The organism is Lentzea sp. JNUCC 0626, from assembly GCF_043632865.1.
Lineage (GTDB): Bacteria > Actinomycetota > Actinomycetes > Mycobacteriales > Pseudonocardiaceae > Lentzea.
In genome coordinates this window covers 486,646-508,992 of the sequence record NZ_CP171635.1, presented here as the reverse complement: position 1 = coordinate 508,992, position 22,347 = coordinate 486,646, and the positions used below count along the sequence as shown (strand labels likewise).

Genomic DNA, 22,347 nt, shown 5'->3' with positions numbered 1-22,347 from the left:
GGATGTCAGTCTCAGTTGGCGGCAAGCGTGCGCAGCAACGCAGGCACCTCCGGGGGAACCACGAAGCACTCGGTTCGGGCCGCCAGGTCGTACCTGAAGATCCGAGGCAACGCCGGGTGAAGAAGCCCTTGCGCCTGCAGCGTCGCCGTCAGGCGGTGGTAGGGGCTGGCGAACATGGTCATCTCACGAACGCCTGGGGCGGCGCCGAGCTCGGGTACCTGATCGAGGTGGACCGGGTGCCCCTTGGCTGCGAGCCGGAGCGCTGCCGCCTGGGGCGGCGCGTGGGCGTCGAGTTCGACGAGGAGCACGGCGAGCTCTTCCAGCGTCCACGTCGCCGGCTGCTGGTTCTCAATCTCGTCGAGGTAGATGAGCGAGCGACCCGCGTCCGCGGACGACTCCTCGTCGACCTCGACCTCCAGCACGGACGCACGTGCGAGCAGATCGGTCGGGCGCATGAGGAACAGCCGCCGTCCGGTCAGGCCTTGGTACTCCAGGGAGAGTTCGGGGCGCGGTCCGATGAACTCGGCTCCCTGCCGCCACCACCAGTCCTCCTTCTCGTCGCGGGTGACGATCAGCAGGTCGCGCTGGTGTTCCTGGGCGTAGCGGGTGGCCTGGTACCAGACGAGGTAGTCGCCAGCACCGCCATCGGCAGAGCCGTCCTCCTGCTTGCCCGCGTCCTTGTAGCCCGGCGGGATCTCCGCGGTGATGCGCCGACCAGCCTCGGCCACGCAGGACGCGTGCTCCTCGTCCGCCAGCGGCGAGGTGACCCGGCCGCGCAGCAACCCTTCCAGCTGCTCCAAGATGGGATCACCGACCCGGTCCGCGTCCGCGTGTGCAAGTGCCTGCTGGAGCTTCTCCTGGAGACCACGTACGAGTGCGTCGACCTCGCCGGTGAGCCCGCCGAGATCGCCCTGGTTGAAGCCGACCGCCTTGGCCCAGATACCCAGGGCGTCGTTCATCGAGCGGCCCGCCTTGGCGAGCGCGTCGGTCGCGGTCTTCGTCGCGCCGCGCGGGCTGCCCTGCGCCCGTTGGCGGTGCCGCCAGAACTCGCGCAACGCCTGGTGCGGCACGACGAGGCGGTCACCCAGGCTCTTGAAGGTGTTGATCAGGTCGCTCGACGTTCGCGGGCTGAACCTGTACAGGTCGAGCAGCACGTTCGCGTCCACCGCGACGACCGCCTCCCGCAGCGCGGTGTCGAGCTCGGCCGCGGACGCGATCTTGTAGCCGGCGAACTCGCCGTCGTACAACCCGTTCATGCCGGAATGATCGCGGCCGGGCCGGAGGCGTTTCAGCGGGTTGTGGGCCGTTCATCCGAACGGCCCACCGGACGTCAGAGAGCGAGCGCGCCCTCGATGCGGGCGACCATCGCGTCCTCGGCGTCCACCACGACGCCGTCCGCCTCGGCCACCTCGCGGCTGATCGCGAGCACCGCGCGCGGGAAGTCCGCCGCGTCCTCCGGCGACTTCGCGGTCAGCGTCTTCATCGACGACCGCAGCGCCTCCAGGATCACCGGCTCGATCTCCTCGTCGGTCCCGGCGGGCACGGACGGGCGGGCGCCACCCAGCACGGTGCGCAGGTCGGGCGACAGGTGCGTCAAAGCGCGCAGTCCGGCGAACCTCTCCTCCAGCACGGGGCCGGGGTCGGCGTGGGAAACCAACAGCATCGCGCCGTACACGGCGGTGCGGAGCGTGCGGCTTTCCTCGTCGGTGTAGAAGATCATGTGGCCCACTCTAGGTCGTCGGGTTCCGGTGTTGATTAGAAGACTCCCGAGCACCGGCGCGGTTGCGTCCGAACAGGGAAAACGCCTGTGACGGACGTCAATCGGCGGCAAAGCGAACAAATGGTCGCGTCCGTGCGTTGAACCAGATCTAAGGCAACTGACTCAGGAGGATGTGCTCGATGACGACCACCGCTACCCGGCCCCGCGTCACGGTTCGGCGGGTGGTGTTCACGCTCGTCCTCCTCACCGTGACGACACTGCTGTTCTGGGTGCCGTTCGAGGGCCTGTTCGCGGCCGGCGCGGAGTGGCCGGACCCGGTGCGCCCGATCGCGGCGATCGTGTTCATCGCCGCGGCCGTCGCGATGATGGTGCTGTTCACGCAACGCGCCAGCGACCGGGCCGCGCGGATCTCCCAGTTCCTGCTCGGGTTCGTGTGGATCGCGTTCGTATGGACGTTGATCTCGGACGTCGTGCGGCTCGGCATGGCGCTCGCGGGCGTCGAGAACCCGTTCCGCAGCCGTTTCATCGCCGTGCTGCTCGCGGTTCTCATCGTCACCGTGACGGTGTACGGCGTGTACGAGGCGATGCGCGTACCGCGGATCAAGCGGCAGGACGTGACGATTCCCCGGCTCGACCCCGCGTTCGACGGCCTGACCGTCGCGGTCATCACCGACACGCACTACGGCGCCATCAACCGCGCCAAGTGGTCGCGCGGCATGGTCGACGCCGTCAACGGCCTGAACGCGGACGTCGCCGTGCACGTCGGTGACATCGCGGACGGCACGGCCGAGCAGCGCCTCGAGCAGGCCACGCCGCTCGGTGACGTGAACACGCCGCACCGCTTCTACATCACCGGCAACCACGAGTACTACTCGAACGGCCAGGGCTGGGTCGACCTGATGACCCGGCTGGGCTGGAAGGCGTTGCGCAACGAGCACGAGACGCTCACGCGCGGCGAGGCCAAGCTCGTGTTCGCGGGCACCGACGACATCACGGCGAGCCACTCCGGCGAACCCGGCCACGCCGCCGATCTCGCGCACGCGTTGCGCGGCGCCGACTCCACCGCGCCGGTCGTGCTGCTCGCGCACCAGCCGTCGGAGATCGGCAAGGCCGTCGAGGCGGGCGTGGACCTGCAGCTGTCCGGGCACACGCACGGCGGGCAGATCTGGCCGTTCCACTACCTGGTGCGACTCCAGCAGCCGGTGGTCGCCGGCCTGTCCAGGCACAGCGACCGCACCCAGCTCTACACCAGCCGCGGTGCCGGCTTCTGGGGTCCGCCGATGCGCGTCTTCGCGCCCAGCGAGATCAGCTTGCTGACGCTGAAAGCGAGCTGAGATGCCCTGAGTCGTTGAACCGCACGAGACGCGGTGACTGTCCGGTCGTGTAGCGGATGACCGTCAGCGCCGCGTTGTCGTGGTTCAGCGTCAGCCAGCTCTCGGGCGGGGCGTCCAGCGCGTCCCGCACGAGCCAGCTGATCAGGAACGCGTGCGTCACGACCAGCACCGGTCCGTCGCCGGGCCGGGCGAACCGGGTCTCTGCCTCGTGCGCCAGTGCCGGGCCGCGGGTGCGTTCGGACTCGGGGAACTGGTCGAAGAACTCGTCGTGGTCGGGGACGAAGTGCGGCACGAAGTCGTCCGCCGCGGCCTCGACCCGGCTCGGCACCTTCAGCACGTCCGCGATGATCGAGGCGGTCTCGGCCGCACGGGGCAAGGGACCGTGGTGCACGGCCGCGAAGCCCGTGCCCCGCAACCGTTCCGCCAGCGCTTCGGTCTGCTGGCGACCGCGTGCGGTCAGTCTCGACTCGTCCTTCGTCGCTTCGCCGTGCCGGACCAGGTGAAGATCTCTTGTCACGCCGTGCAGTCTGCCTTGATGGCACTCGCGGCGTGATGGGCGTGGGTGGGTCCGGAGTTGTTCCAGTCCTGACCTCGGGTGAGCAGCTGCACGGTCAGGTTTCCGCTGGCCTTGAACTTCCCGGCGCTGACCCACTGGCCGCGCTTGTCGACCTGCTTGATCGCGAACGACGCGAGCGGCGTGCCGCCGACCCCGTTGCGGTCGTAGACGTTGTACACGGTCGGATTACCCCCGACCTCCTCCAGGCCGCCGTCCGGGACGTGCACGGAGACGTCGCACGTGCCGGTCACCGCGAACGTCCACAGGCCGTAGGCGGAGCTGTCGTCCTTGCGGGCGTCGCCCGACATGGGGATCGACACGAACGTCGAGCCGCACTTGCCGTCGCCGTGGTCGACCCAGCCCTTCTTGCCGTCGCGGTACGAGCCGACGCTGCTGAAGCCGCCGCAGCCGGGCCCGGTCGTGAACGACTTGGCACCGCCGGGCGCGCGCGCCGTGTCCCCGGCGGGCGGCGGGGCGACGTTCTGCGTGGTCGTCGGCACCAGGCCCAGCGCCGAGGACGCGAGCGACGGGTTCTGGCTGTTCGACGCGGACTCCTCCGGCAGGTCCTCGGGCGGGGTGATCATGCCGGGGATGTAGCTGTGCGAGGGGTTCGCCATGTCGGTGGTGCCGTCGCCGGAGCCACCGTTGAACGTGGAGATCGCGATCCCGCCGAGCACGACCAGCGCGACGATGGCGGCGATCGCGGCGGCACGGGGCTTGAGGGGACCGGCCTGTTTCGCTTGCTCTTCCTGCTCCACGCGGTCACCGGCGGCGGCCCAGCGAGCGGCTCCCCTGGCGCGGGCAGCCTCCATCAACTGGGGGTCGGGCGCCAGATGGCGCTCGGTCGGTGGGTCCTCGGGGAACTGGGTCGGCACGGAGCGCAGTGTGCCAGGGACACACGGCCACTCGAACGTGTGGTTCTTTCACGAACGGGTTGTTTGAACTCAATGGACCGCACGCTGTGTCTGCCGTTAGCCCGTTTCGTCTACCCACCGTGACGGCGAGCGGGTCAATCCAGCGGTGATTCCTGACTTGTGAGTCAAGCTAAGCACCCTTCCGCACCTGCGGACACCCGTCGCGCAAGTGGCGAAAAACCGGATCTTGTCCCGGTTTCCGCGTCACGGAAGGGAAACACCTGCAGAACGCCTTGATCTCGTTGCGTTTTGGGGCAACGGAACCGGTTCAGCACTGCCATGTTCAGGACAGGGCGTCGATCAGCGCAAGATCTGGCGGCACCAGGGTCGTCGACAGGACGAGTTCCCGCATCAGGTTGTCGTTCAACGCGTTGCCGACGGGCTCGCCGACCTCCTCGCGGACCAGTCCGGGCACTCCCTCGCGTGACAGCCGGGCCCGCACCGCGGCCACCATGTGTTCGACCTTCTTGTGGCTCCACTGCTCGTCAGGCCGCAAATCAGACATAACGGCGGCGACGTGCTGGCGTGCCAACGGTTGTGGGTTCGCCTCGTGCATGAGGTACCGCTGGCCGAGCACGACCAGAAGCAGTCGTTCGTCGTCGGTGAGACGCCATCGGCGTGGAGGCTCGGTCACCGCGCCGTGCGGCACCGACGGCTGCCCGCCGTCCGGTCCGGCCACGTAAAGCTCCAGCAGGTGCTCGCGGTCGCGGGTGCCGCGGATGAACAACGGCGTGTAGCCGTGCGCGAGCGGGACCGCGTCCTCGTCGGGGAAGAGCCACCGCGACTTGGGCAGCCGGATCGGCAGCCGGCCGAGGTTGCTCACCCACCACCCGCCGTCGCGGCAGGTCAGCGCGCCGTGCTTGCGCGACACCCGCAGGTCGCTCTCGCCGACGCAGATGTCGACGTCGGGGCGGTTGCGGCCGAACACGACGGCATGGCCGTCCACCGGAGCGCTGTTCACGCGGCCCGCGAGCGCGAGCGCGACGATCCCTCCGGGCACGGTCTGCGGCACTTGCCGGGCCAAGCTTTCGTACATTCTGAGCAGTCTCCTCCCCCAACCCGGGGACCCGTCCCTAAGATCCGGATCTGTGCTTGGGCGGACGATCGCGAACCGGTACCGGCTCGAAGAGCATCTCGGCACGGGAGGCATGGGTGAGGTCTGGCGGGCGATGGATCTGGAACTCGGCGAGACAGTCGCGCTGAAACGCACCGGCGACGCCTCCCGCGAAGCGCGCATCGGTGCCGAGCTCAGCCACCCGAACGTCATCGCGACCCTCGGCACCACGACCGACGGTGGCGAGCAGTGGCTGGTGATGGAGTACCTGCCGTCCCGCACGCTCGCGGAGATCATCGAGACGGACGGACCGATCGCGCCCGACCGGGCCGCGCGAATCGGCGTTCAGCTCGCGGACGCGTTGACGGCCATGCACGCCAAGGGAATGGTCCACCGCGACGTCAAGCCCGGCAACGTCCTGGTGACCTCGCACGACGTCGCGAAGCTCAGCGACTTCGGCATCTCGCGCTGGGCCGAGGCGACCCAGGTCGGCGGAGGTGACGTCGCGGGCACTCCTGCCTACCTCGCCCCGGAGGTCGCGGACGGCCACGAGGCACGGCCCGCCGCGGACGTCTTCGCTCTGGGCGCGACGCTCTTCGCCGCCGTCGAGGGCACCTCGCCGTGGGGCTCCCCGGACGCCGGGTCCGCCGAGCAGCTCCGGCGTGCCAAGGCCTACGACATCACGCCCGCACGCCACTCCGGGCCGTTCGGGGACCTGCTCGCCCAGCTGCTGCGGCGCTCGCCCGAGGACCGTCCGGCCGCCGAGAACGTCCGCGCGTTGCTGGAGGGCGTGACACCTCGTCGGAGTCGGCGGCCTCTCGTGCTCGGCGCGGCGGCCCTCGCGCTCGTCGTCGTGGCGGGTGGCATCTACCTCTGGCAACGCCCCACGGCCGGCACCGTCGGCGACCCGGCGTCGATGGACGTCTGCGCGCTCGCCGCGACGCAGGACGACTACCAGCGGTTCGGTGCGCGCAAGGCGGACACGGCCGCTGAGAAGTCGTACTGGTTCAACGGGTGCGCGACCTGGCTGTCGTTCGACGACAAGGGTGACGACGGCGTGGTGGTGGAGTACTCCGTCAAGCAGTTCGCGCAGTACGGCGCCGAGGAACCCGACGGCGTGCTCGGCCAGCTCGAGCAGCAGGCCGACACGCCCGACATCTGCACGAAGACCGCCGAGCTCGTGGACGGCAACGTCCTGCAGATCGACGTGAAAACCGGCGGCACGTCGCAACGGCCGTTGTGCGAGATCGCCGACGTGGCGGGCGGGCACGCGCGCAAGGTGCTCGCCGCCGACGAGATCCCGCGCCGCGACCACGCCTGGCCGTCGGACTCCCTCGCCTCCGCGAACGCCTGCGCGTTGCTGGAGAAGGGCGACATCCGCGCCCAGCTGGAGGCCGAGGCGACCCCGTACCCGTGGAACGAGCTCGGCAGGTGGGGCTGCGGCTGGGACTACCAGCAGCGTCAGATCGGCATCGAGTTCAGCCGCCAGGGTGCGTTCGAACCCGACGACGGCGACCCGGTGGACGTCGGCAGGCCGGCCATCACCGATCCCGAGGAGGGCGGCTGCGAGGTCTCGGTGCAGCACAAGGCGTTGAGCAACGACCGGTTCGAGGTGGTCGTCGTCGTGCTGTCGGACTCGGACGTGAAGGACTCTTCAACTCTCTGTCCCGGAGCGATCTTGCTCGCCAAAGCGGTGGTAGCCAAGCTCCCCCAGCCCGTTTAGGGTGCCCGCCATGCCCTCAGGTAGACAGGCCGTCGTGCTGCTTGCCGCCCTCGTGGCGGGTTGCGGCACGGCGATCCAAGGTTCCCCCGTCGCAGGACCGCAGTTACCGTCCACGTCGACCTCGCAGACCGTCACCGTCGTGACGACGACTCCCGCGTCGAGCAGCAGCGCCGCCGCTCCCCCGCCCGCGCAGCCTCCGCCCCCGCCTCCTCCCGTAGCGAAGTTCGGCAACCCGAACGGCACCGTCGCCGTGCCCGCGGAAGCCGCCGCCGAGGACACCTCCAAGCCCACCCGCGTGATCGGCACCGGGACACCGGCGAGCTGCACCTCGCAGGCCGTGACCGAGGCTCTCGGCGCCGGTGGTGTCGTGACCTTCAACTGCGGCGCGCAGCCGCACACCATCCCGATGGCCGCGACCGCGAAGGTGCGTCAGCGGACCGTGCTCGACGGCGGCGGCCGGGTCACGTTGAGTGGTCAGGGCCAGCGCCGGATCATCGAGCAGAACGGGCCGCGGCTCGTCGTCCAGAACATCACGCTCGCCGACGGCAACTCGACCGGCGACCAGACCGAGGGCGGGGGCGGCGGCGCGATCTTCGTGCTCGGCGGCCAGCTCAAGGTCGTGAACTCCCGCTTCGCGAACAACAGGTGCGACACCAACGGACCCGACCTCGGCGGTGCCGCGATCCGGGTGACCGATTGGGCGCAGAAGACGCCGATCTACGTCACCGGCAGCACGTTCGAGGGTGGCGTGTGCTCCAACGGCGGAGCGCTGAGCAGCATCGGCGCGTCGTTCGTGGTGCTCAACAGCCTGATGCGCGGCAACAAGGCCATCGGCCGCGGCGCCAACCCGGCCCGCGGGGGCACGCCGGGCGGCGGCAGCGGTGGCGCGATCTACAACGACGGCAACACGTTCACGCTGCGCGTCGCCGGATCGTTGATCGAGGACAACACCGCCAACGAGGGCGGTGGCGCGGTCTTCTTCGTCAGCAACGACAAGTCCGGCTCGATGTCGGTCGAGGGCTCCACGCTGCGCCGCAACCCCAGCCTCGGCTTCGAGACGATCAAGGGGATCTTCTACCTAGGCGCGGCCGAGAAGCCGAAGGTCAGCGGTTCGACGATTCAGTGAGCCCACGACCAGCAGCAGCACGAGGCCGCACACGCTCATCGCCAGGCTGAACCCGTACGTCCAGCGGAAACCCAGCTGCTGGGAGAGACCGAGCAACGCGCCCGCGACCATGCCGCCGACGATCTGGGTGTTGCTGAACATCGTCGTGGCGTGGCCGGGCCGCAACGGGTCGAGGCTCTGGAAGTACGTGATGCCCACGCCCATGATCAACGAGATGACCGTGGCGTGCAGCAGTTGCGCGGCCATGACCTGCCAGATGGCGTCGGCGAACACCATCACGCCGTGATAGCCCAACGCGATCACGGCGCCGATGAGCACGAGTTTGTGCTGCGACATGCGGTTCGCGAGCGAGCCGAACCACAGCATCATCGGGATCTCCAGCGCCGCGCACAGGCCCATCGCGAGCCCCGCGTCGCCGGCCGAGCCGTTCAGCTCGGTCGTGAGGAACACCGGCAGGCCGCTCACCGCGAGCGCCACGGCTCCCTGCAGGAACAGGAAAGCGGCCGACACGACCAGCATGTTGTTGCGGGTCGACCCTGCTTCTTCTTCGGGCTTCTCCTCCTCGGCCTGCGCGGGCGGCACCGGCAGCGTCAGGGCGAGGACGGCCACGCCGAGCTGGAGCGCGGCGGTGGCGACGAACAGACCGAACCAGCCGGTCTGCGCGACGAGCAGCGCGGCCAGCGGCGGTCCGGCGACCCAGGCGACCGACAGCAGCGTGCGCAGCACGCTGACGATCATCGACGGCCCCCGCGAGACCTGCCGGCCGTACGCGAAGAGCTGGGGCAGCAACGATCCGGTGATGCCGATGAACACCACGGACGCGCCGAGCAGGGACCAGTAGTCGCGCAGCACGGCGAACAGGCCGTAGCCGATCGCGCCGGCGACACCGCCGACGGCGAGCAGGTACCGGCGTTGCACCCGGCCGTCCGACAGCTTGCCCATGATCGTGCTGGCGACCACCTGCGCGAGCGGGATCACGATCAGGAAGAAGCCGAGCTGGAACGGCGTCACCTTGATCTCGCTGGTGAGGAACAGCGAGGCGAACGGCAGCGCGAGTGCCATCGAGATGCCCGACACGACGCTGATGCCGGAGAGTTGGAGGAAAGTACGGGACAAGAACGGCGAGGATGTTCTCTCGCGAAGTGCCGTCACCCGCCCATGGTGCTCGTTGAGCGGTCGATCAGGAAACTAGATATCCCATGATGCGGTCAACATCTCACGCGATGACGATCGCACCGTCCCGGCGGTGATCCGCACCACCTCTGAGCAGGCCCGATCCGGTCATTTCGACCACCTGGCAGCCGCCGAAGAACATGTTCGGCGCGCGGAACCGGGTGACCGGCAGCTCGCTTTCCGGTTTGATTCCCGGTTCGACGTGGAGGTGGTCCCCGCTCAGGTGCAGGCGCGGTGCGTCGACGGCGTCCTGGGCGGGCATGCCGCGGTCGAGGACGTTCACCAGCACCTGCAGGATCGCGCCGCAGATCCGGCTCGACCCGGCGCTGCCGAGCACGAGTTCGGTGCGGCCGTGGTGCGTCACGACGGTCGGCGCCATCATCGACGGCAGCCGGTCGCCCGGCGCGTGGCTGAAGAACCCGTCCGGCGACAGGTCCTCCTCGCCCATCATGTTGTTGAGGTGCACGCCCGCGATCGAGATGCCGGAGCCCGCGCCGTTCGTGGTGGTGACGCTGCACGCCGTGCCGTCCGCGTCGAGCACGGAGATGTGCGTGGTGGAGCCGAGGCGGTTCAGGTGCGTCTTCGGGGTGGCGAGCGCGCGGATCAGGTCCTGCTGCGACGGGTTGTCCGGCAACGCCTCGAGCATCTGCGTGAGCAACGCACCGCCCGCAGCAGGTGGTGGGTTCGTGTGGATGTCACGGCCACGATGCCGCACGTGCAGCGGTTCTCGTTCGATGGCCTCGTACGTCCTGAGGTCTTGGCGCGTGAGGTCGCCGCCCTGGCTTTGGATCCAGTCGGTGATCGCGGTCGCGATGTCGCCGTCGTAGAACGGGGTGGCGCCGTCGCTGCCGAGCCGGTCGAGGGCTTCGGCGAGTTCGGGCTGGACGAGGAGTTCGCCCTCCTCCAGCGCGGTGAGGCCCGCGCTGCGGGCGAGCGGCAGCAGCAACGTCGTCACGTACGCCTGGTAGCGGTTGACCCGATGGCCTTTGCGGGCATGCATCGCCGCTGTGGCCACGAGTTCGTCTAGTGGCGCGCGGCCGTGAGTGGCGGCTTTCGCGGCACCGGCGGGCATTCCGTAGGCAGCCACCGACGACGGTCCCACGTGGAATTCCTGCTCGGCGTCACCGAAGTGGACGGTGATGGGGTCGAGCGGCGCCCTGGGTCCCTGCTTGCCGTTACCTGGCGCGACCGCCGAGAAGTCCAGCAGCACAGGGGTTTCCCCGGCCGGGGCGATCATCATGTACCCGGCCGAGCCCAGACCGGTGAGCAGTGGTTCGGTGACGCACGACGTGAGCATCGCCGCCACGGCCGCGTCCACGGCGTTGCCCCCGGCGCGCAGCATCGCCGCGCCCGCCTGTGCGGTGAGCGGGTGGCCCGCCGCGATCGCGCCTCGCACCGTCGACCTCCAGAAGTGAAGGCGTTCCACGGTAGACCTGGTCGCGAACGGCGGGCCACCCGGCTGGTTCCTATTGCTTGGCGTCCTACTTCTTGGGGTCCTACTTCTTCGTGGCCGAGTAGTTCCGGAAGCTCAGGTACGTGTCGAGGATGTCCGAGGAAGCGCTCTCGACCGAGCGGTAGATGCCCCACTTCGGCCGCACGTAGTCGCCTTCGTCCGGGATCTTCACGCCACTTCGCTTGCCCTGCACCGCGATCGGCGCGTTAGCACCCGTGCCGTTGCGGAGCACGAAACCGACCGTGCCGCTGGAACCGGGCGTGATCGTCCATTCGACCGTGACCCACTTGTCGCGCAAAGGGGCCAGGTTCGTCGCGGCGATGTCCGGTGCGCCGTCAGTGCTGAACGCGCGCGCTCGGATCGTTTCGGTGTTACCGCTGCGGCTCAGGGACAACGTCGTCCACGGGCCACCGTTGGTCTCGGGCGTCTTGGTTTGGAAGATGTGCGTGAACTTGCTCGTGCCGTGCAACGACGACGGCATGTACATCTCGTACGAGATGACCCACGTCTCGCCGTTCTTCATCTTCAGCGCGTTGCCACCGGACACCATGCCCTTGGACTCGGTGCGCTGGCGGTCGCCGCCGCCGGTGGTGTCGCGGTCGTTCTTCCAGATGTTGAACCGGTAGGTGTCGCCCTGGACGACGACGTACTCGCCCTTACGGTCGGGGAACTTGTTGCCGCGGTCGGCCTCGATGCCTTCGAACGCCTTGAGGCCGTCCTTCGCGGGGTCGGGGCTCCACGCGGGCGCCGCGCTCGCGGGAGTGACGGCGACCAGCATCAGCGCGGCGGCCGTCAGTGCGATTTTCATCGTGCTTCCTTCCTGGCGGCACCACCGAAGGTAGGAGGTCTCCACCAGGACTGTCAATCAAAGTCAGGCAAAATGCCTATGAATGACTCGCAGTCATCGGAGCTTGAGGGCGAGCCTGACCGCGTCCGCCCGCGAGTGCAGCCCGGCCTTGGCGAACAGGTTGTTGATGTGGGTTTTCACCGTCGCCTCGCTGATGAAGAGCTTCCTGGCGATCTCGCCGTTGCGCAGGCCCTGGCCGATGAGGTCGAGCACCTCGCGTTCGCGGGCGGTGAGGTCGAGGCCGGGGTCGGCGGCCGGCCGGCGGCTCGCGAGGTCGAGCAGCCTCAGCTGCACGGCGGGGTCGAGGATCGCGTTGCCGGCGTGGGCGCTCTTGACGGCCTGGATGATCGTTCCCCGGTCGGCGTCCTTGGTCAGGTAACCGCGTGCCCCGGCCTGGAGCGCCTCCAAGATCGACTCGTCGTCGTCGAACGTCGTCAGCACGACGACCGGCAGGTCTGGATGTGACTGCCTCAGGTGCCTGGTGGCCTCGGCTCCGCCCATGATCGGCATGTTGAGGTCCATCAGCACGACCTCTGGGGCCAGTTCCCCGACCTTCGCGATGGCGTCCTGGCCGTTGGGCGCGGTGCCGACGACGGTGATGTCCGGGTCGAGGTCGAGCATGACGGCGAGGCCGTCGCGCACGGCGGCCTGGTCGTCCACGATCAACAGCCTGATCATCGGGGCAGCTCCATCCTGACCGTCCACCCTGGACCTTCCGGGCCGGCGAAGAGCTTGCCGCCCAGGAGTTCCGCGCGTTCTCGCATTCCCGCCAGACCCATGCCACTGCCTTGTGCGTCGTTCGTGCCGTTGTCAGTCACCGTCAACTTCACCATCGTCGGCGCGTACTCCAACTCCACCACCACCGCTGACCCTGGCGCGTGCTTGTGGGCGTTCGTCAACGCCTCCTGCGCCGCCCGGATCACCGTCTGCGCGATCTCCACGCTCACCGGCCCCTCCCCCGTGCTGCGGAACGTGGCTCCATGAGTCTCCGCCAGCCGTGCGATCGATTCCGTCAACGGCAACGTGCTCTCTCGTAGCGCGTGCACGGCCCGTCGCGTCTCCTTCAGACCCGACACCGCCAACGCCCGTGCCCGCAGCACGGCTTCGTTGGCCTCCGCGGACTTGCCCGCGCCGTGCAGTGCATCAGCCATGTCGAGCTGCACGGCGATCCCCGACAGCGAGTGCCCGACGACGTCGTGGATCTCGCGCGCGATGCGGCCGCGTTCCTCCAGCACCGCCGTGTACTCGGCGGCGGCCTGGGCGGCGACGCGGTCGCGGCGGACCAGGCCGAAGTACACGGGAAGCCCGGCGGTGAGGCCGAGCCACCACGGTGGAACCACGGTGGCTCCGAGCGCCTCGGCCACCCACGTCGAGATCATCGCGAGCACCGCGCCGCCCACGGCCAGCGCCACCGAGGCGTGCCGCGACTCGAGCTGACGCCCGGCCGTGCCGGTCGCGAGGAAGACGAACGCGACTCCGGCCGTCGACGGCGCGAGCGCGAACAACGGCGCGGCGGCCAGCACGAACACTCCGACGACCGCGATCTGGCCGCGGTCGGGGAGCCGGTCGAGCGCGAACACGGAGGTGACCGCCGCGGCGATCACCACGGCGGTCACGGTCCAGGTCAGGGCGGGTAGCGAGGGCGGACGGGTCGCCACCTGGATCGCCGTGACCGAGGCGAGCACCAGCGTGGCCAACGGCCGGAACATCTCGTCAGCGAGCTTCATCGAGTCGAATCATGCCGGGTCTCGCGGACCTTCTCCTGCCAGGAGTCCAGCAGCGGCGAGGTGCGGTGCGGCGCTCCGTTGCGCCCCTTCGCCCACACGACCTGGCCGCCCACCCGCACGGCCTTCGACATCACGACCAGGCCCTCGGCCAGCAGGCCGGCGCCGACGACGAGCATCAGGCCGTTGCTCTGCGCACCGCTGGGGGCGAGCAGGAACACCAGGGCGAACCGTGCGGCGATGCTCGCCACCCACAGCGCGACGGTCGTGGCGGTGTAGCGGACCATCACGATGCCGTTCTGCTCGTAGGTGCGGATCGTGAGTCCGCGCAACACTCCGAACGCGACGCTCAGCACGATGCTGACCAGCAGGAACCCCAGGCCGTTCGGTGTGGTCTGGGTCAGGCCGATGACGCCGAGGATCACCGGGAGCAGCAGCAGGCGCTTGCCGACGGCGGGTTCACCCATCAGCCGGCGGGCCAGCACGTAGATGATCGCGGCGGCGATGAGGACGATCTCTGCGGTTGCGTTCATGCCGACAACGTTAGGAATTTCCGCAGGTCAGCGCGTGGACCCAGCGCTGTAGCCAGGGTGGAGATCCGTCTCCACCCCCAGGTTGAGATGCGGGGCAAAACGGGTAATTCGACGAACATGGACTGGATCACCCGCCTGATGGAGGCACTCGGCTCGCCCGGCGCGGGCCTCGCGGTCGCGCTGGAGAACGTGTTCCCGCCCGTGCCGAGCGAGGTGATCCTGCCGCTGGCCGGGTTCACCGCGGGCCAGGGCAAGATCTCGCTGGTCGCCGCGATCCTGTGGACGACGGCGGGCTCGGTCGTCGGCGCATTGGTGCTCTACGGGCTGGGCGCGTGGCTCGGGCTGGAGCGGCTGCGGAAGGTCGCGGACAAGATCCCGTTCACGTCGGCGTCCGATGTGGACAAGTCCGACGCGTGGTTCGACAAGCACGGCAACAAGGCCGTGTTCTTCGGCCGGATGGTGCCGGTGGTGCGGAGTCTGATCTCCATCCCCGCCGGGGTGTCCGGGATGCCGATCGTGAAGTTCACGCTCTACACCGCGGCGGGCAGCCTCGTCTGGAACACCGCGCTGATCCTCGCCGGGTACGCGCTCGGCGACAACTACGAACTCGTCGACCGCTACCTGGGCTGGGTCTCGACCGGCGTGCTCGCGGTGCTGGCCATCAGCGTCGCCTGGTTCGTGGTGGCGCGCGTCAGGGAGCGCCGTTCGTAGACCAGCGCCGCGCCCGCGATCGCGAGGCCCGCGAGCGACAGGCCGACACCCACCCAGGCGGTGGAGGTGTAACCCCAGCCCGCCGCGATGGCGAGCCCGCCGAGCCACGCGCCGGCGCCGTTCGCGACGTTGAGCGACGAGTGGTTGGACGAGGCGGCGAGCGACGGCGCGTCCGGCGAGGCGTCCATCAGCTTGATCTGCAGGGCCGCGGCGAGGATCTGCACGGTGAAGCCCAGCAGGAACAGGAAGACGAACAGGAACACCGGGATGGCCGCGAGCAACCCGAACAGCACGAGGATCACGGTGACCGCGATCAGTCCGCCGAACACCGAGCCCGTCACGGACCGGTCGACGAACCGTCCGCCGAAGGCCGCGCCGAGCGTCATGCCGAGCCCGAACACCGCGAGGATCCACGGCACCACGCTCGACGACAGCCCCGCGACCTCGGTCGTCAGCGGCGCCACGTAGGAGTAGACGGCGAACATGCCGCCGAAACCGATCATGCCGGTGAAGATCGCGAACCACACCGTGGGCCGGCCGAACGCGCGGACCTCGCCCTGCATCGACGCGCCCTCGACCTTGGGCACCCGCGGCACCCAGGCACTGATGGCCAACGCCGTGATGACCGCGATCACCGCGACCGCCAGGTACGCCGTGCGCCACCCGATCTGCTGCCCCGCCGCCGTTGCCAACGGCACGCCCACAAGGTTCGCCACGGTCAGACCGACCATCACGCGCGCAACAGCCGTTCCGCGCCGTTCGGGAGCAACGAGCGTGGCGGCGACAACCGCCGCGATGCCGAAGAACGCGCCGTGCGGCAGTCCAGCCACAAAGCGGGCGATAAGAAGAAGCGTCTTGTCCTGCGCGATCGCCGACAACCCGTTGCCGAGCGCCACCGCCAGCATGAGCCCGATCAACATGCCCTTGCGCGGCAACTTGGCCCCGAGCACCGCGATCAGCGGCGCCCCGACGACCACGCCGGCGGCGTAGAGGCTGATCGCGTGCCCGGCCTCGTAGTCGGGAATGCCGAACGTCTCCGCGATCTGCGGCAGCAACCCCATCGTCGCGAACTCGGTCGTCCCGATGCCGAACCCGCCGAGGGCGAGCGCGGTCATGGCGCGCGTGGTGTTCAAGGCTTCCCCATGGCTAGTCAGCTAGTTAGCTACTGCATCGATTTTACGGTCCTTCTGACGCGCTTCAGAAGCCCCTGACCTGGTGCCGATCCTCACACGCCGCTCCAGGAATACCGACCCCAGAGCGATGATGAGACCACCCACCGCGAGCAGCGCCCCGATCCAGTTCGGCGCCGTGTACCCGAGCCCCCGCTCGATGGCGAGCCCGCCGAGCCAGGCCCCACCGGCGTTCCCGAGGTTGAACGCCGCGATGTTCGCCGCACTGGCCAACGCCGGCGCCCCTTCAGCGGTCTGCATGACCCGCATCTGCAACGGCGGCACCGTCGCGAACCCGGCCGCTCCGAACAACACGATCGTCACCGCCGCCAACACCGGCGAGTGCGCCGTGAACACGAACGCCGTCAAGATCGCCGCCAAGGCCGTCAGGATCACGATCACGCTCTTCATGACGCTGCGGTCAGCGGCCTTGCCACCGAGCAGGTTGCCCGCGAACAACCCGACCCCGAACAACACCAGCAACCACGTGACCGCCCCACTCGAGAACCCGGCCACCTCGGTCATCATCGGCGCGATGTAGGTGAACGACGCGAACACCCCCGCAAACCCGAACGCCGTCATCAGCAGCGCCAGCCACACCTGCGGGTTCCGGAACACCTTCAGCTCACTGCGCAGACTGCTCTCCTGGGCCTGCTGCTGCGGCACCAGGAACAAGATCCCCAGCAACCCGATCACACCCAGCGCCGTCACGGCCCAGAACGTCGACCGCCACCCCAACGCCTGCCCCAGCGCCGTCCCCATCGGCACACCGAGCACGTTGGCCACCGTCAACCCGGTGAACATCAACGCGATCGCACTGGCTCTGCGTTGCGGCGCAACGAGGTCAGCAGCCACCACCGACCCGACCCCGAAGAACGCCCCGTGCGCCAGCGCCGCCACGACCCGCCCGCTCATCAACACGCCGTACGTGTCCGCGAGCGCCGACACCAGGTTCCCCGCGATGAACAGCACCATCAACCCGGCCAGCATCTTCTTCCGCGGCAGCCGCCCGCCGAGGACGGTCAGCAACGGCGCACCGACCACCACGCCCAAGGCGTAGCCGGAGATCAACAGTCCCGCGCCGGGGATGGTCACGCCGAGGTCAGCAGCCACCTCCGGCAACAGTCCCATGATCACGAACTCGGTCGTGCCGATGGCGAAGGCGCTGATCGCGAGGGCGAGCAGAGCGACAGGCATGGTCACACAATCCTTGAAGTCGTAGGTTGTCCGCGCCAGCAATAGTTGCACACGCGGGCATTTGCACGCACCTCCTGAATCGGTGAAGCCGGTCACGCTCCGCCTCGGCCCCCACCCACAACCCCACCCATCCCCCGAACACGACGAAAGGCCGGCCCCAACCGGGACCGGCCTTCCCTCAACCCGAACTCAGATCCGCGGCACGTCCACGAACGTGCGGCCGTTGAGCGGCTGCGTCGCGCGGGCGTTGCCCGCGGTGAACAGGCCCTTGAAGCGGGCGATGGTCGCCGCCGTCACGTGCTGCTCGCCGGTGAGGTACCACTCGACGCCCTCAGTGAACGGGGCCGTGGTCAGCGAGCCCGTGTAGTGCAGCGTGTGGTGGCCTGCGGGCAGCAGGCGGTTGAGGTTGATCGGCTCGATGTCGACCGGCGCGCCGCACTCCGGGGAGAGCTTGGCGAGCACGTCGTCGACGACCGAGTGGCCGCCCACGACCAGCGGGACGCCCACGACGAGGAGCTTGCCGGCGGCGCTGCGGTGGACGAGGTGCATTTCGAGCGGGGTGTGGCGGCCGCCGAAGGCGTGCTCGGACGGCGTGTGGAAGTGGAACTGGACCAGGTCGTATCTGGTGCCCGCCACGGTCACGTGGCCGGCGCCGGGTTCTACCTCGGCCTCTTCGGTTTCCTCGTGGTCGCGGGTGGTGCAGCCGTTGTCCTTGTCCGCGTCCTTGCGGATGTACTTCAGCTCCAGCGCGGATTCGCCGTACGAAACGTCGAGCTTCGGTGCGTGCGGGTCGAACCGGATCGCGTTCGGCGTGACGTTGACGGGACTCTGCTTCGGCGTCGCCGACTCGGCCGCACCGGACGCGAAGAACGTCGCGGTGAGCACGAGCGGAAGAAGCGCAGGGAGGGACCGCTTGAGGTTCATAACGTCACTTTTCACCCGATCGGGTGAAATGGGGAGAGGAGTGTGGTCGCGCTCTCATCAGCCGGAATTATTCCCGGCGTTCCATTCGGGACAAGACTGAACTGATTCAGCGCCCGGACGTTGGTCTTCGCAGGTCACGGGCGACGAAACAGGTATGGGCGAGCGCCGATTCGGGCAAGTTCGTTGAGCACGCAAATTCGAATTGAGACAACCGGGAAATTGATGAACGGCGCCGTTCTTGATCACCATTGTCCGATTCAGGGTGATTTGCCGAATTTGCCTGAAGTAACTCCGCGAACACGACGGATGGGGCAGGATGAGCGGATGGTCACCGTGGACGACATTCGCGCTGTGGCGAAGACGCTGCCGCGCACCACCGAGCACCTCATTCGCGACCGCGTGAAGTTCCGCGTCGGCCAGATCGTCTACGCGGCCCTGTCCCGCGACGAGACCGTGCTCGGCTTCGGCTACCCCCGCGAGGAACGGGAGGCGCTCGTCGCGAGCGACCCCGTCAAGTTCGCCTTTCCCAGCGAGTCCGACATGCGCTTCCAGTGGGTGCACGCCTCGATGGCCGAACTGGACGTCGAGGAGATGACCGAGCTCGTCCAAGGCGCCTGGGCCATGTGCGTGCCCAAGAAGCTCATCCGCGAGCGCCTCGGCGAGGCCTATCTTTAGTCAACACTGAAGTCACTGCATAGACAACGCACGCCGGGCTCGATCCACTCCTGACCGGTCCACGACGGGTGCCGCGCGAGCAGCACCGACCGCACCTCGGCCTCGATCTCCTCCACGGCCATCGCGGAGTCCCTGCGCCGCCACGTCTCGTCGCGCAACTCGCGGAGGTAGGCGTGTACCCCCTGCAGTACCCCCACGTCACCCACCGTCCCGTGACCTGGGACGACGATGTGCGGCGCACCGGCGATCAAGGAGTCCAGCACGCTGATCCACGCCACCCCGGACACGTCGGTGTCGTGCGGCGGGAACCACGGGAAGATCGCGAACTGCCCGGTCTCGGCCAGGTCGCCGGTGAACAGCACACCGGCGTCGGGAACCTCGACCACCTGGTCCCCCAAGGTGTGCCCGCGCCCGGTCGGCCGCAACAGGACGGTCCGGCCGCCGAGGTCCAGTGCGCGCACGCCGTCGTACACCTCGTCCGGCACCGGCAACGTCACGTCAACCAGCCGCGCCGTCACGTGCCCGCCGAACCCGCGGAACATCTCCAGGTAGCCGGAACCCTTGCGGCGCAGGTCATCCGCCTGCGCGGAGTTCACCAGGTACTCGGCGAAGACGGAAGCACCGAACGCGTGCTCTGGGTGGAAGTGCGTCGTGGTCAGGTACACCCGCCGACCGCGAGCGAACTCCGCGGCGAACTCGCGCACGGCCGAGGCGTTGGCGAGGCCGAGCCCCGTGTCCACCACGAGCACCGCCTCACGGCCGCCGACGACCCCGATGTTGGGCACCAGGCCCGCACCCGAGTTGGGGATCACCAGCACCTCGGACGCCACCTCGACGGCGCCCGAGACCTGGACGACTGGATCAGGAAGGTTCATAACCCCAACCGAACCCCCACCCGACACCCCACGTCCAAGACCAACTGCGCACGCCCGATACCGAGCGAGTATCGTGCCTGGTCATGGAGCTGCGGACGCTGCGCTACTTCGTCGCGGTCGCCGAGGAACGCCACTTCGGCCGGGCCGCACGGCGACTGCACCTGAGCCAGCCGCCGCTGAGCCGCGCGATCAAGCACCTGGAGCACGACCTCGGCACGACGCTGCTGGTCCGCTCCCCCGCCGGGGTCACGCTCACCGACGCGGGCCACACGCTGCTCGAGGAGGCCAGGGCGTTGCTGGAGCACGCCGACCGCATCCGCGCCAAGCTCGCCAGAAGAACGATCACCGTCGGCATGCTGGGCGACCACGGCCCGCACCTGGCGGAGGCGTTCCGCAGGACCCACCCGGACGTCGAGATCCGCGTCCGCGAAACGGACCTGACCGATCCGACCTGCGGCCTGCGCGCAGGCCACGTCGACGTCGCCCTGACCCGCGGCCCGTTCGACGACCGAGGCCTGAAAACCCTTGTCCTCAAAGAGGATCCGGTGGGCGCGGTGCTCAGATCGGACGACCCGCTGGCCGCACGAACCCAGATCACCACCGCCGACCTCGACGGCCGCGACTGGTTCCAGTTCCCCACGGGCACCGACGAGATCTGGCAGAACTACTGGAACGGCGGGAAAGCACGCACCGGCCCCACGGTCAGGGCCGTCCAGGAGTGCGTGCAGTCCGTGCTGTGGAACGGTTCCGTGGGCCTGGCCCCACTCGGGCACGATCTCGGCGAACTCGTCACGGTGCCGCTCGCCGACATGGCGCCCAGCCCCGTCGTGATCGCGTGGATCAAGGACGACCCGCTGACCCGGTCGTTCGTCGAGTCAGCGAGCCGCGCCTACCAGCCGTGAAACAACCCCCGAACTAACCCCGGCTGTAACCCCAGTTCGTGCGGTTCGCCGCGTCCTCGACCCCGGTGAAGCCCTCGTTCGGCACGAAGACGTCCTCGCCGAAGTCCATGTCGATGTCGTCGGCGTTGCCACCGACGCCGTCAGCGCCGACCGCGAACATCGCCCGCGGGTTGCCGCCCTGGTCCATCAACGTGTCGTGCTCGTTGAACTGGTGCTGGTGCCACGACCCGGACATGTGGCCGAGCTCGTGCGCCGCGATGTTGCCGAGGGCCCGGCCGATGAAGTAGGTCTTGTTGCTCGCCGGCGTGATGTAGGTGTTGAGCGAGACGGACGGGCCCGCCGGCGCGCTCAGCCGGTCGAGCTGCACCAGCGCGGTCTCCTCGTGCGCGAAGTTGCCCGGGTCGATGCTCTGCGCGATGGCCACGGTGTCCACACCGGACTCGGCGACCGTGCCACCGATCACCAGGCGGCTGACGTTGCGCTGCCCCCACGGGTCGGCGTGGTCGCGACTGTTGAGAATCCGCACGTTCGAGCCCAGCGCCAGGTTCTCGCGGAGCGTGTCGACCGCGGCCGTGATCACCGCGTCCTCGTCGGACGAGCCGAGCCCCCACGCGGCGAGGAAGTTCGTCATGGGAGACAACGACTTCACGCCCTCACCGCCATAGGGCACGGTGTCCACCAGAGCACCGTTGAAGTCCACGAACACCGTCTGGAGACCAGCAGCCTCCACACCGGGCCGCAGCGCCTTCACGGTCAGGTCGTAGCGACCCGCACCGTCCTCGACGCCGAGGTAGTAGCGCCCGGCCGACGGCGCGATGAAGTCGACGACGGCGTTGCCACCACCGGGCAGCGGGCTGGCCGGCGGGTACGCCACCGAGAAGTCCTGCCGCGAGCCCTGCACCTCACGGCCCGCGGTGTCGCGCACGACGAGCTTGCGCGCCGACCCCGTGACGGACGCGCCGAGCACGTCGCCCGCCTTGAGCTGCACCGAGTAGAAGTCCTTGTCTCCCAAGCCTTCCCCGGCGCCGATGGTCAGCTCGTAGGTGCCGGACGCACCGCCGGGCCCGCCCGTGACGCGCACGAAGTACTCGGCACCCGTGGTGAGGTCGAGCTCCAGGCTCGCGTCGTAGGTGGCGCCGACGTTGTCGTTGGACGCGATCTCCTGGCCCGCCGCGTCGAACACCGTCAGCACGGTGTCGAGGTCACTGCCGGGCGTGAGCGTGGCGATCCGGGTGTTCCCCCAGCCGCGCAGGCGGTAGAAGTCCTGGTCAGCGCCGGTGATGCTGCCCGTCGTCCGCATCGCGCGGCGGGCGGGCACGCCGACGCCGGTGTTGCTCGCGGTCGCGATCGAGTCGTTGGGCTCGGCGAACTCGGGCAGCACCGACAGCGTCGGGTCCGCGAGCAACGAGCCGGTGATCAACGCGTTGGGGTTGCTGCTGAACCCCGTGACCTCGGCCGACGCCGGCACGTCGTTGCGGCCGCGCACCGACGCCGGTTCCCGTTCGACGTAGGTCCGGCCGGGCGTGGGCGTGGCGAGGATCCGCGCACGCGACTTGGCCGCCCGCGTCCGCGCCAGCGTGCCCGCGTCGACCTGGCCGGGGTTCTCCGACCACGAGAGCAACGGGTCCGGCTGGACCGGCGCCGGTGCCGCCGAGGCGACGACACCCTGACCGCTCATCACCAGTGCGGTGGCGGCGATCGCTGCTACTAAACGCATGTGCTCCCCCTGCTAGTAGA

22 protein-coding genes are annotated in these 22,347 nt (G+C 69.0%); 6 read left to right on the top strand and 16 right to left on the bottom strand.

Annotated elements, in window-relative coordinates; genetic code table 11:
* Positions 1-11: 11 nt before the first annotated feature.
* Together JNUCC0626_RS02460 and JNUCC0626_RS02455 are read right to left on the bottom strand one after the other, a co-directional pair.
* On the bottom strand, positions 12-1,256 hold the full coding sequence (locus JNUCC0626_RS02460; protein WP_394617985.1) for a PIN-like domain-containing protein: 1,245 nt from the start codon (positions 1,254-1,256) through the stop codon (positions 12-14).
* A gap of 74 nt (positions 1,257-1,330) precedes the next feature.
* On the bottom strand, positions 1,331-1,720 hold the full coding sequence (locus JNUCC0626_RS02455) for a hypothetical protein (protein WP_394617984.1): 390 nt from the start codon (positions 1,718-1,720) through the stop codon (positions 1,331-1,333).
* 179 nt (positions 1,721-1,899) lie between these two features.
* Here JNUCC0626_RS02455 and JNUCC0626_RS02450 point away from each other — a divergent pair, with 179 nt between their 5' ends.
* Positions 1,900-3,054, top strand: a complete 1,155-nt coding sequence (locus JNUCC0626_RS02450) for a metallophosphoesterase (RefSeq protein WP_394617983.1) — start codon at positions 1,900-1,902, stop codon at positions 3,052-3,054.
* Here the strand turns inward: JNUCC0626_RS02450 and JNUCC0626_RS02445 are convergent.
* The 3 genes from JNUCC0626_RS02445 to JNUCC0626_RS02435 all read right to left on the bottom strand — a co-directional run bounded on the left by JNUCC0626_RS02445 (position 3,026) and on the right by JNUCC0626_RS02435 (position 5,560).
* Positions 3,026-3,571, bottom strand: coding sequence for a histidine phosphatase family protein (locus JNUCC0626_RS02445; RefSeq protein WP_394617982.1), 546 nt, complete (start codon positions 3,569-3,571; stop codon positions 3,026-3,028). The genes JNUCC0626_RS02450 and JNUCC0626_RS02445 overlap by 29 nt on opposite strands.
* A complete protein-coding gene (locus JNUCC0626_RS02440) occupies positions 3,568-4,485 on the bottom strand; it encodes a hypothetical protein (RefSeq protein ID WP_394617981.1) in 918 nt (305 codons plus the stop codon). Before JNUCC0626_RS02440 ends, JNUCC0626_RS02445 begins: the two co-directional genes overlap by 4 nt.
* A 322-nt stretch (positions 4,486-4,807) precedes the next feature.
* A complete protein-coding gene (locus tag JNUCC0626_RS02435; protein ID WP_394617980.1) occupies positions 4,808-5,560 on the bottom strand; it encodes an FHA domain-containing protein in 753 nt (250 codons plus the stop codon).
* 52 nt (positions 5,561-5,612) lie between these two features.
* On the opposite strand from JNUCC0626_RS02435, the gene JNUCC0626_RS02430 reads away from it, so the two are divergent.
* The gene (locus tag JNUCC0626_RS02430) at positions 5,613-7,301 is read left to right on the top strand and encodes a serine/threonine-protein kinase (RefSeq protein WP_394617979.1); all 1,689 of its coding nucleotides are present in this window, start codon (positions 5,613-5,615) and stop codon (positions 7,299-7,301) included.
* A gap of 10 nt (positions 7,302-7,311) precedes the next feature.
* Entirely contained in the window at positions 7,312-8,427 is a 1,116-nt protein-coding gene (locus JNUCC0626_RS02425) for a hypothetical protein (RefSeq protein WP_394617978.1), read from the top strand.
* Here JNUCC0626_RS02425 and JNUCC0626_RS02420 read toward each other — a convergent pair.
* From JNUCC0626_RS02420 to JNUCC0626_RS02395, 6 genes are all read right to left on the bottom strand, one after another.
* The gene (locus JNUCC0626_RS02420) at positions 8,380-9,543 is read right to left on the bottom strand and encodes an MFS transporter (protein WP_394617977.1); all 1,164 of its coding nucleotides are present in this window, start codon (positions 9,541-9,543) and stop codon (positions 8,380-8,382) included. The genes JNUCC0626_RS02425 and JNUCC0626_RS02420 overlap by 48 nt on opposite strands.
* A 100-nt stretch (positions 9,544-9,643) precedes the next feature.
* Entirely contained in the window at positions 9,644-10,996 is a 1,353-nt protein-coding gene (locus tag JNUCC0626_RS02415; RefSeq protein ID WP_394617976.1) for a gamma-glutamyltransferase, read from the bottom strand.
* Between the two features lie 100 nt (positions 10,997-11,096).
* On the bottom strand, positions 11,097-11,861 hold the full coding sequence (locus JNUCC0626_RS02410; protein WP_394617975.1) for a hypothetical protein: 765 nt from the start codon (positions 11,859-11,861) through the stop codon (positions 11,097-11,099).
* 93 nt (positions 11,862-11,954) lie between these two features.
* Positions 11,955-12,578 (bottom strand): response regulator, encoded by a 624-nt coding sequence (locus tag JNUCC0626_RS02405; protein ID WP_394617974.1) that lies wholly within the window; start codon positions 12,576-12,578, stop codon positions 11,955-11,957.
* Entirely contained in the window at positions 12,575-13,627 is a 1,053-nt protein-coding gene (locus tag JNUCC0626_RS02400) for a sensor histidine kinase (RefSeq protein WP_394617973.1), read from the bottom strand. The genes JNUCC0626_RS02405 and JNUCC0626_RS02400 overlap by 4 nt, the downstream gene beginning before the upstream one ends.
* Positions 13,624-14,157 (bottom strand): DUF1453 domain-containing protein, encoded by a 534-nt coding sequence (locus tag JNUCC0626_RS02395; protein WP_394617972.1) that lies wholly within the window; start codon positions 14,155-14,157, stop codon positions 13,624-13,626. The genes JNUCC0626_RS02400 and JNUCC0626_RS02395 overlap by 4 nt, the downstream gene beginning before the upstream one ends.
* Positions 14,158-14,274: 117 nt before the next feature.
* Between JNUCC0626_RS02395 and JNUCC0626_RS02390 the strand changes: the two genes are divergently transcribed.
* Positions 14,275-14,868 carry a DedA family protein gene (locus JNUCC0626_RS02390; protein ID WP_394617971.1) on the top strand — a complete coding sequence of 198 codons (594 nt, stop codon included), beginning with the start codon at positions 14,275-14,277 and terminating at the stop codon, positions 14,866-14,868.
* Here the strand turns inward: JNUCC0626_RS02390 and JNUCC0626_RS02385 are convergent.
* The 3 genes from JNUCC0626_RS02385 to JNUCC0626_RS02375 form a co-directional block, all read right to left on the bottom strand.
* The gene (locus tag JNUCC0626_RS02385; RefSeq protein WP_394617970.1) at positions 14,775-16,001 is read right to left on the bottom strand and encodes an MFS transporter; all 1,227 of its coding nucleotides are present in this window, start codon (positions 15,999-16,001) and stop codon (positions 14,775-14,777) included. The two genes, JNUCC0626_RS02390 and JNUCC0626_RS02385, sit on opposite strands and share 94 nt — an antisense overlap.
* Positions 16,002-16,022: 21 nt before the next feature.
* Positions 16,023-17,234: an MFS transporter gene (locus tag JNUCC0626_RS02380; RefSeq protein WP_394617969.1), complete on the bottom strand. Its 1,212-nt coding sequence runs from the start codon at positions 17,232-17,234 to the stop codon at positions 16,023-16,025.
* Between the two features lie 189 nt (positions 17,235-17,423).
* Positions 17,424-18,158 (bottom strand): carbonic anhydrase family protein, encoded by a 735-nt coding sequence (locus JNUCC0626_RS02375; protein ID WP_394617968.1) that lies wholly within the window; start codon positions 18,156-18,158, stop codon positions 17,424-17,426.
* Positions 18,159-18,482: 324 nt separating this feature from the next.
* Between JNUCC0626_RS02375 and JNUCC0626_RS02370 the strand changes: the two genes are divergently transcribed.
* The gene (locus tag JNUCC0626_RS02370; protein WP_394617967.1) at positions 18,483-18,833 is read left to right on the top strand and encodes an MmcQ/YjbR family DNA-binding protein; all 351 of its coding nucleotides are present in this window, start codon (positions 18,483-18,485) and stop codon (positions 18,831-18,833) included.
* On the opposite strand, the gene JNUCC0626_RS02365 is transcribed toward JNUCC0626_RS02370, so the two are convergent.
* Entirely contained in the window at positions 18,830-19,708 is an 879-nt protein-coding gene (locus tag JNUCC0626_RS02365; RefSeq protein WP_394617966.1) for an MBL fold metallo-hydrolase, read from the bottom strand. The two genes, JNUCC0626_RS02370 and JNUCC0626_RS02365, sit on opposite strands and share 4 nt — an antisense overlap.
* Positions 19,709-19,791: 83 nt before the next feature.
* On the opposite strand from JNUCC0626_RS02365, the gene JNUCC0626_RS02360 reads away from it, so the two are divergent.
* Entirely contained in the window at positions 19,792-20,610 is an 819-nt protein-coding gene (locus JNUCC0626_RS02360) for a LysR family transcriptional regulator (RefSeq protein WP_394617965.1), read from the top strand.
* Positions 20,611-20,623: 13 nt separating this feature from the next.
* Here the strand turns inward: JNUCC0626_RS02360 and JNUCC0626_RS02355 are convergent, their stop codons facing one another.
* Positions 20,624-22,327, bottom strand: a complete 1,704-nt coding sequence (locus tag JNUCC0626_RS02355; protein ID WP_394617964.1) for a hypothetical protein — start codon at positions 22,325-22,327, stop codon at positions 20,624-20,626.
* Between the last annotated feature and the right edge of the window lie 20 nt (positions 22,328-22,347).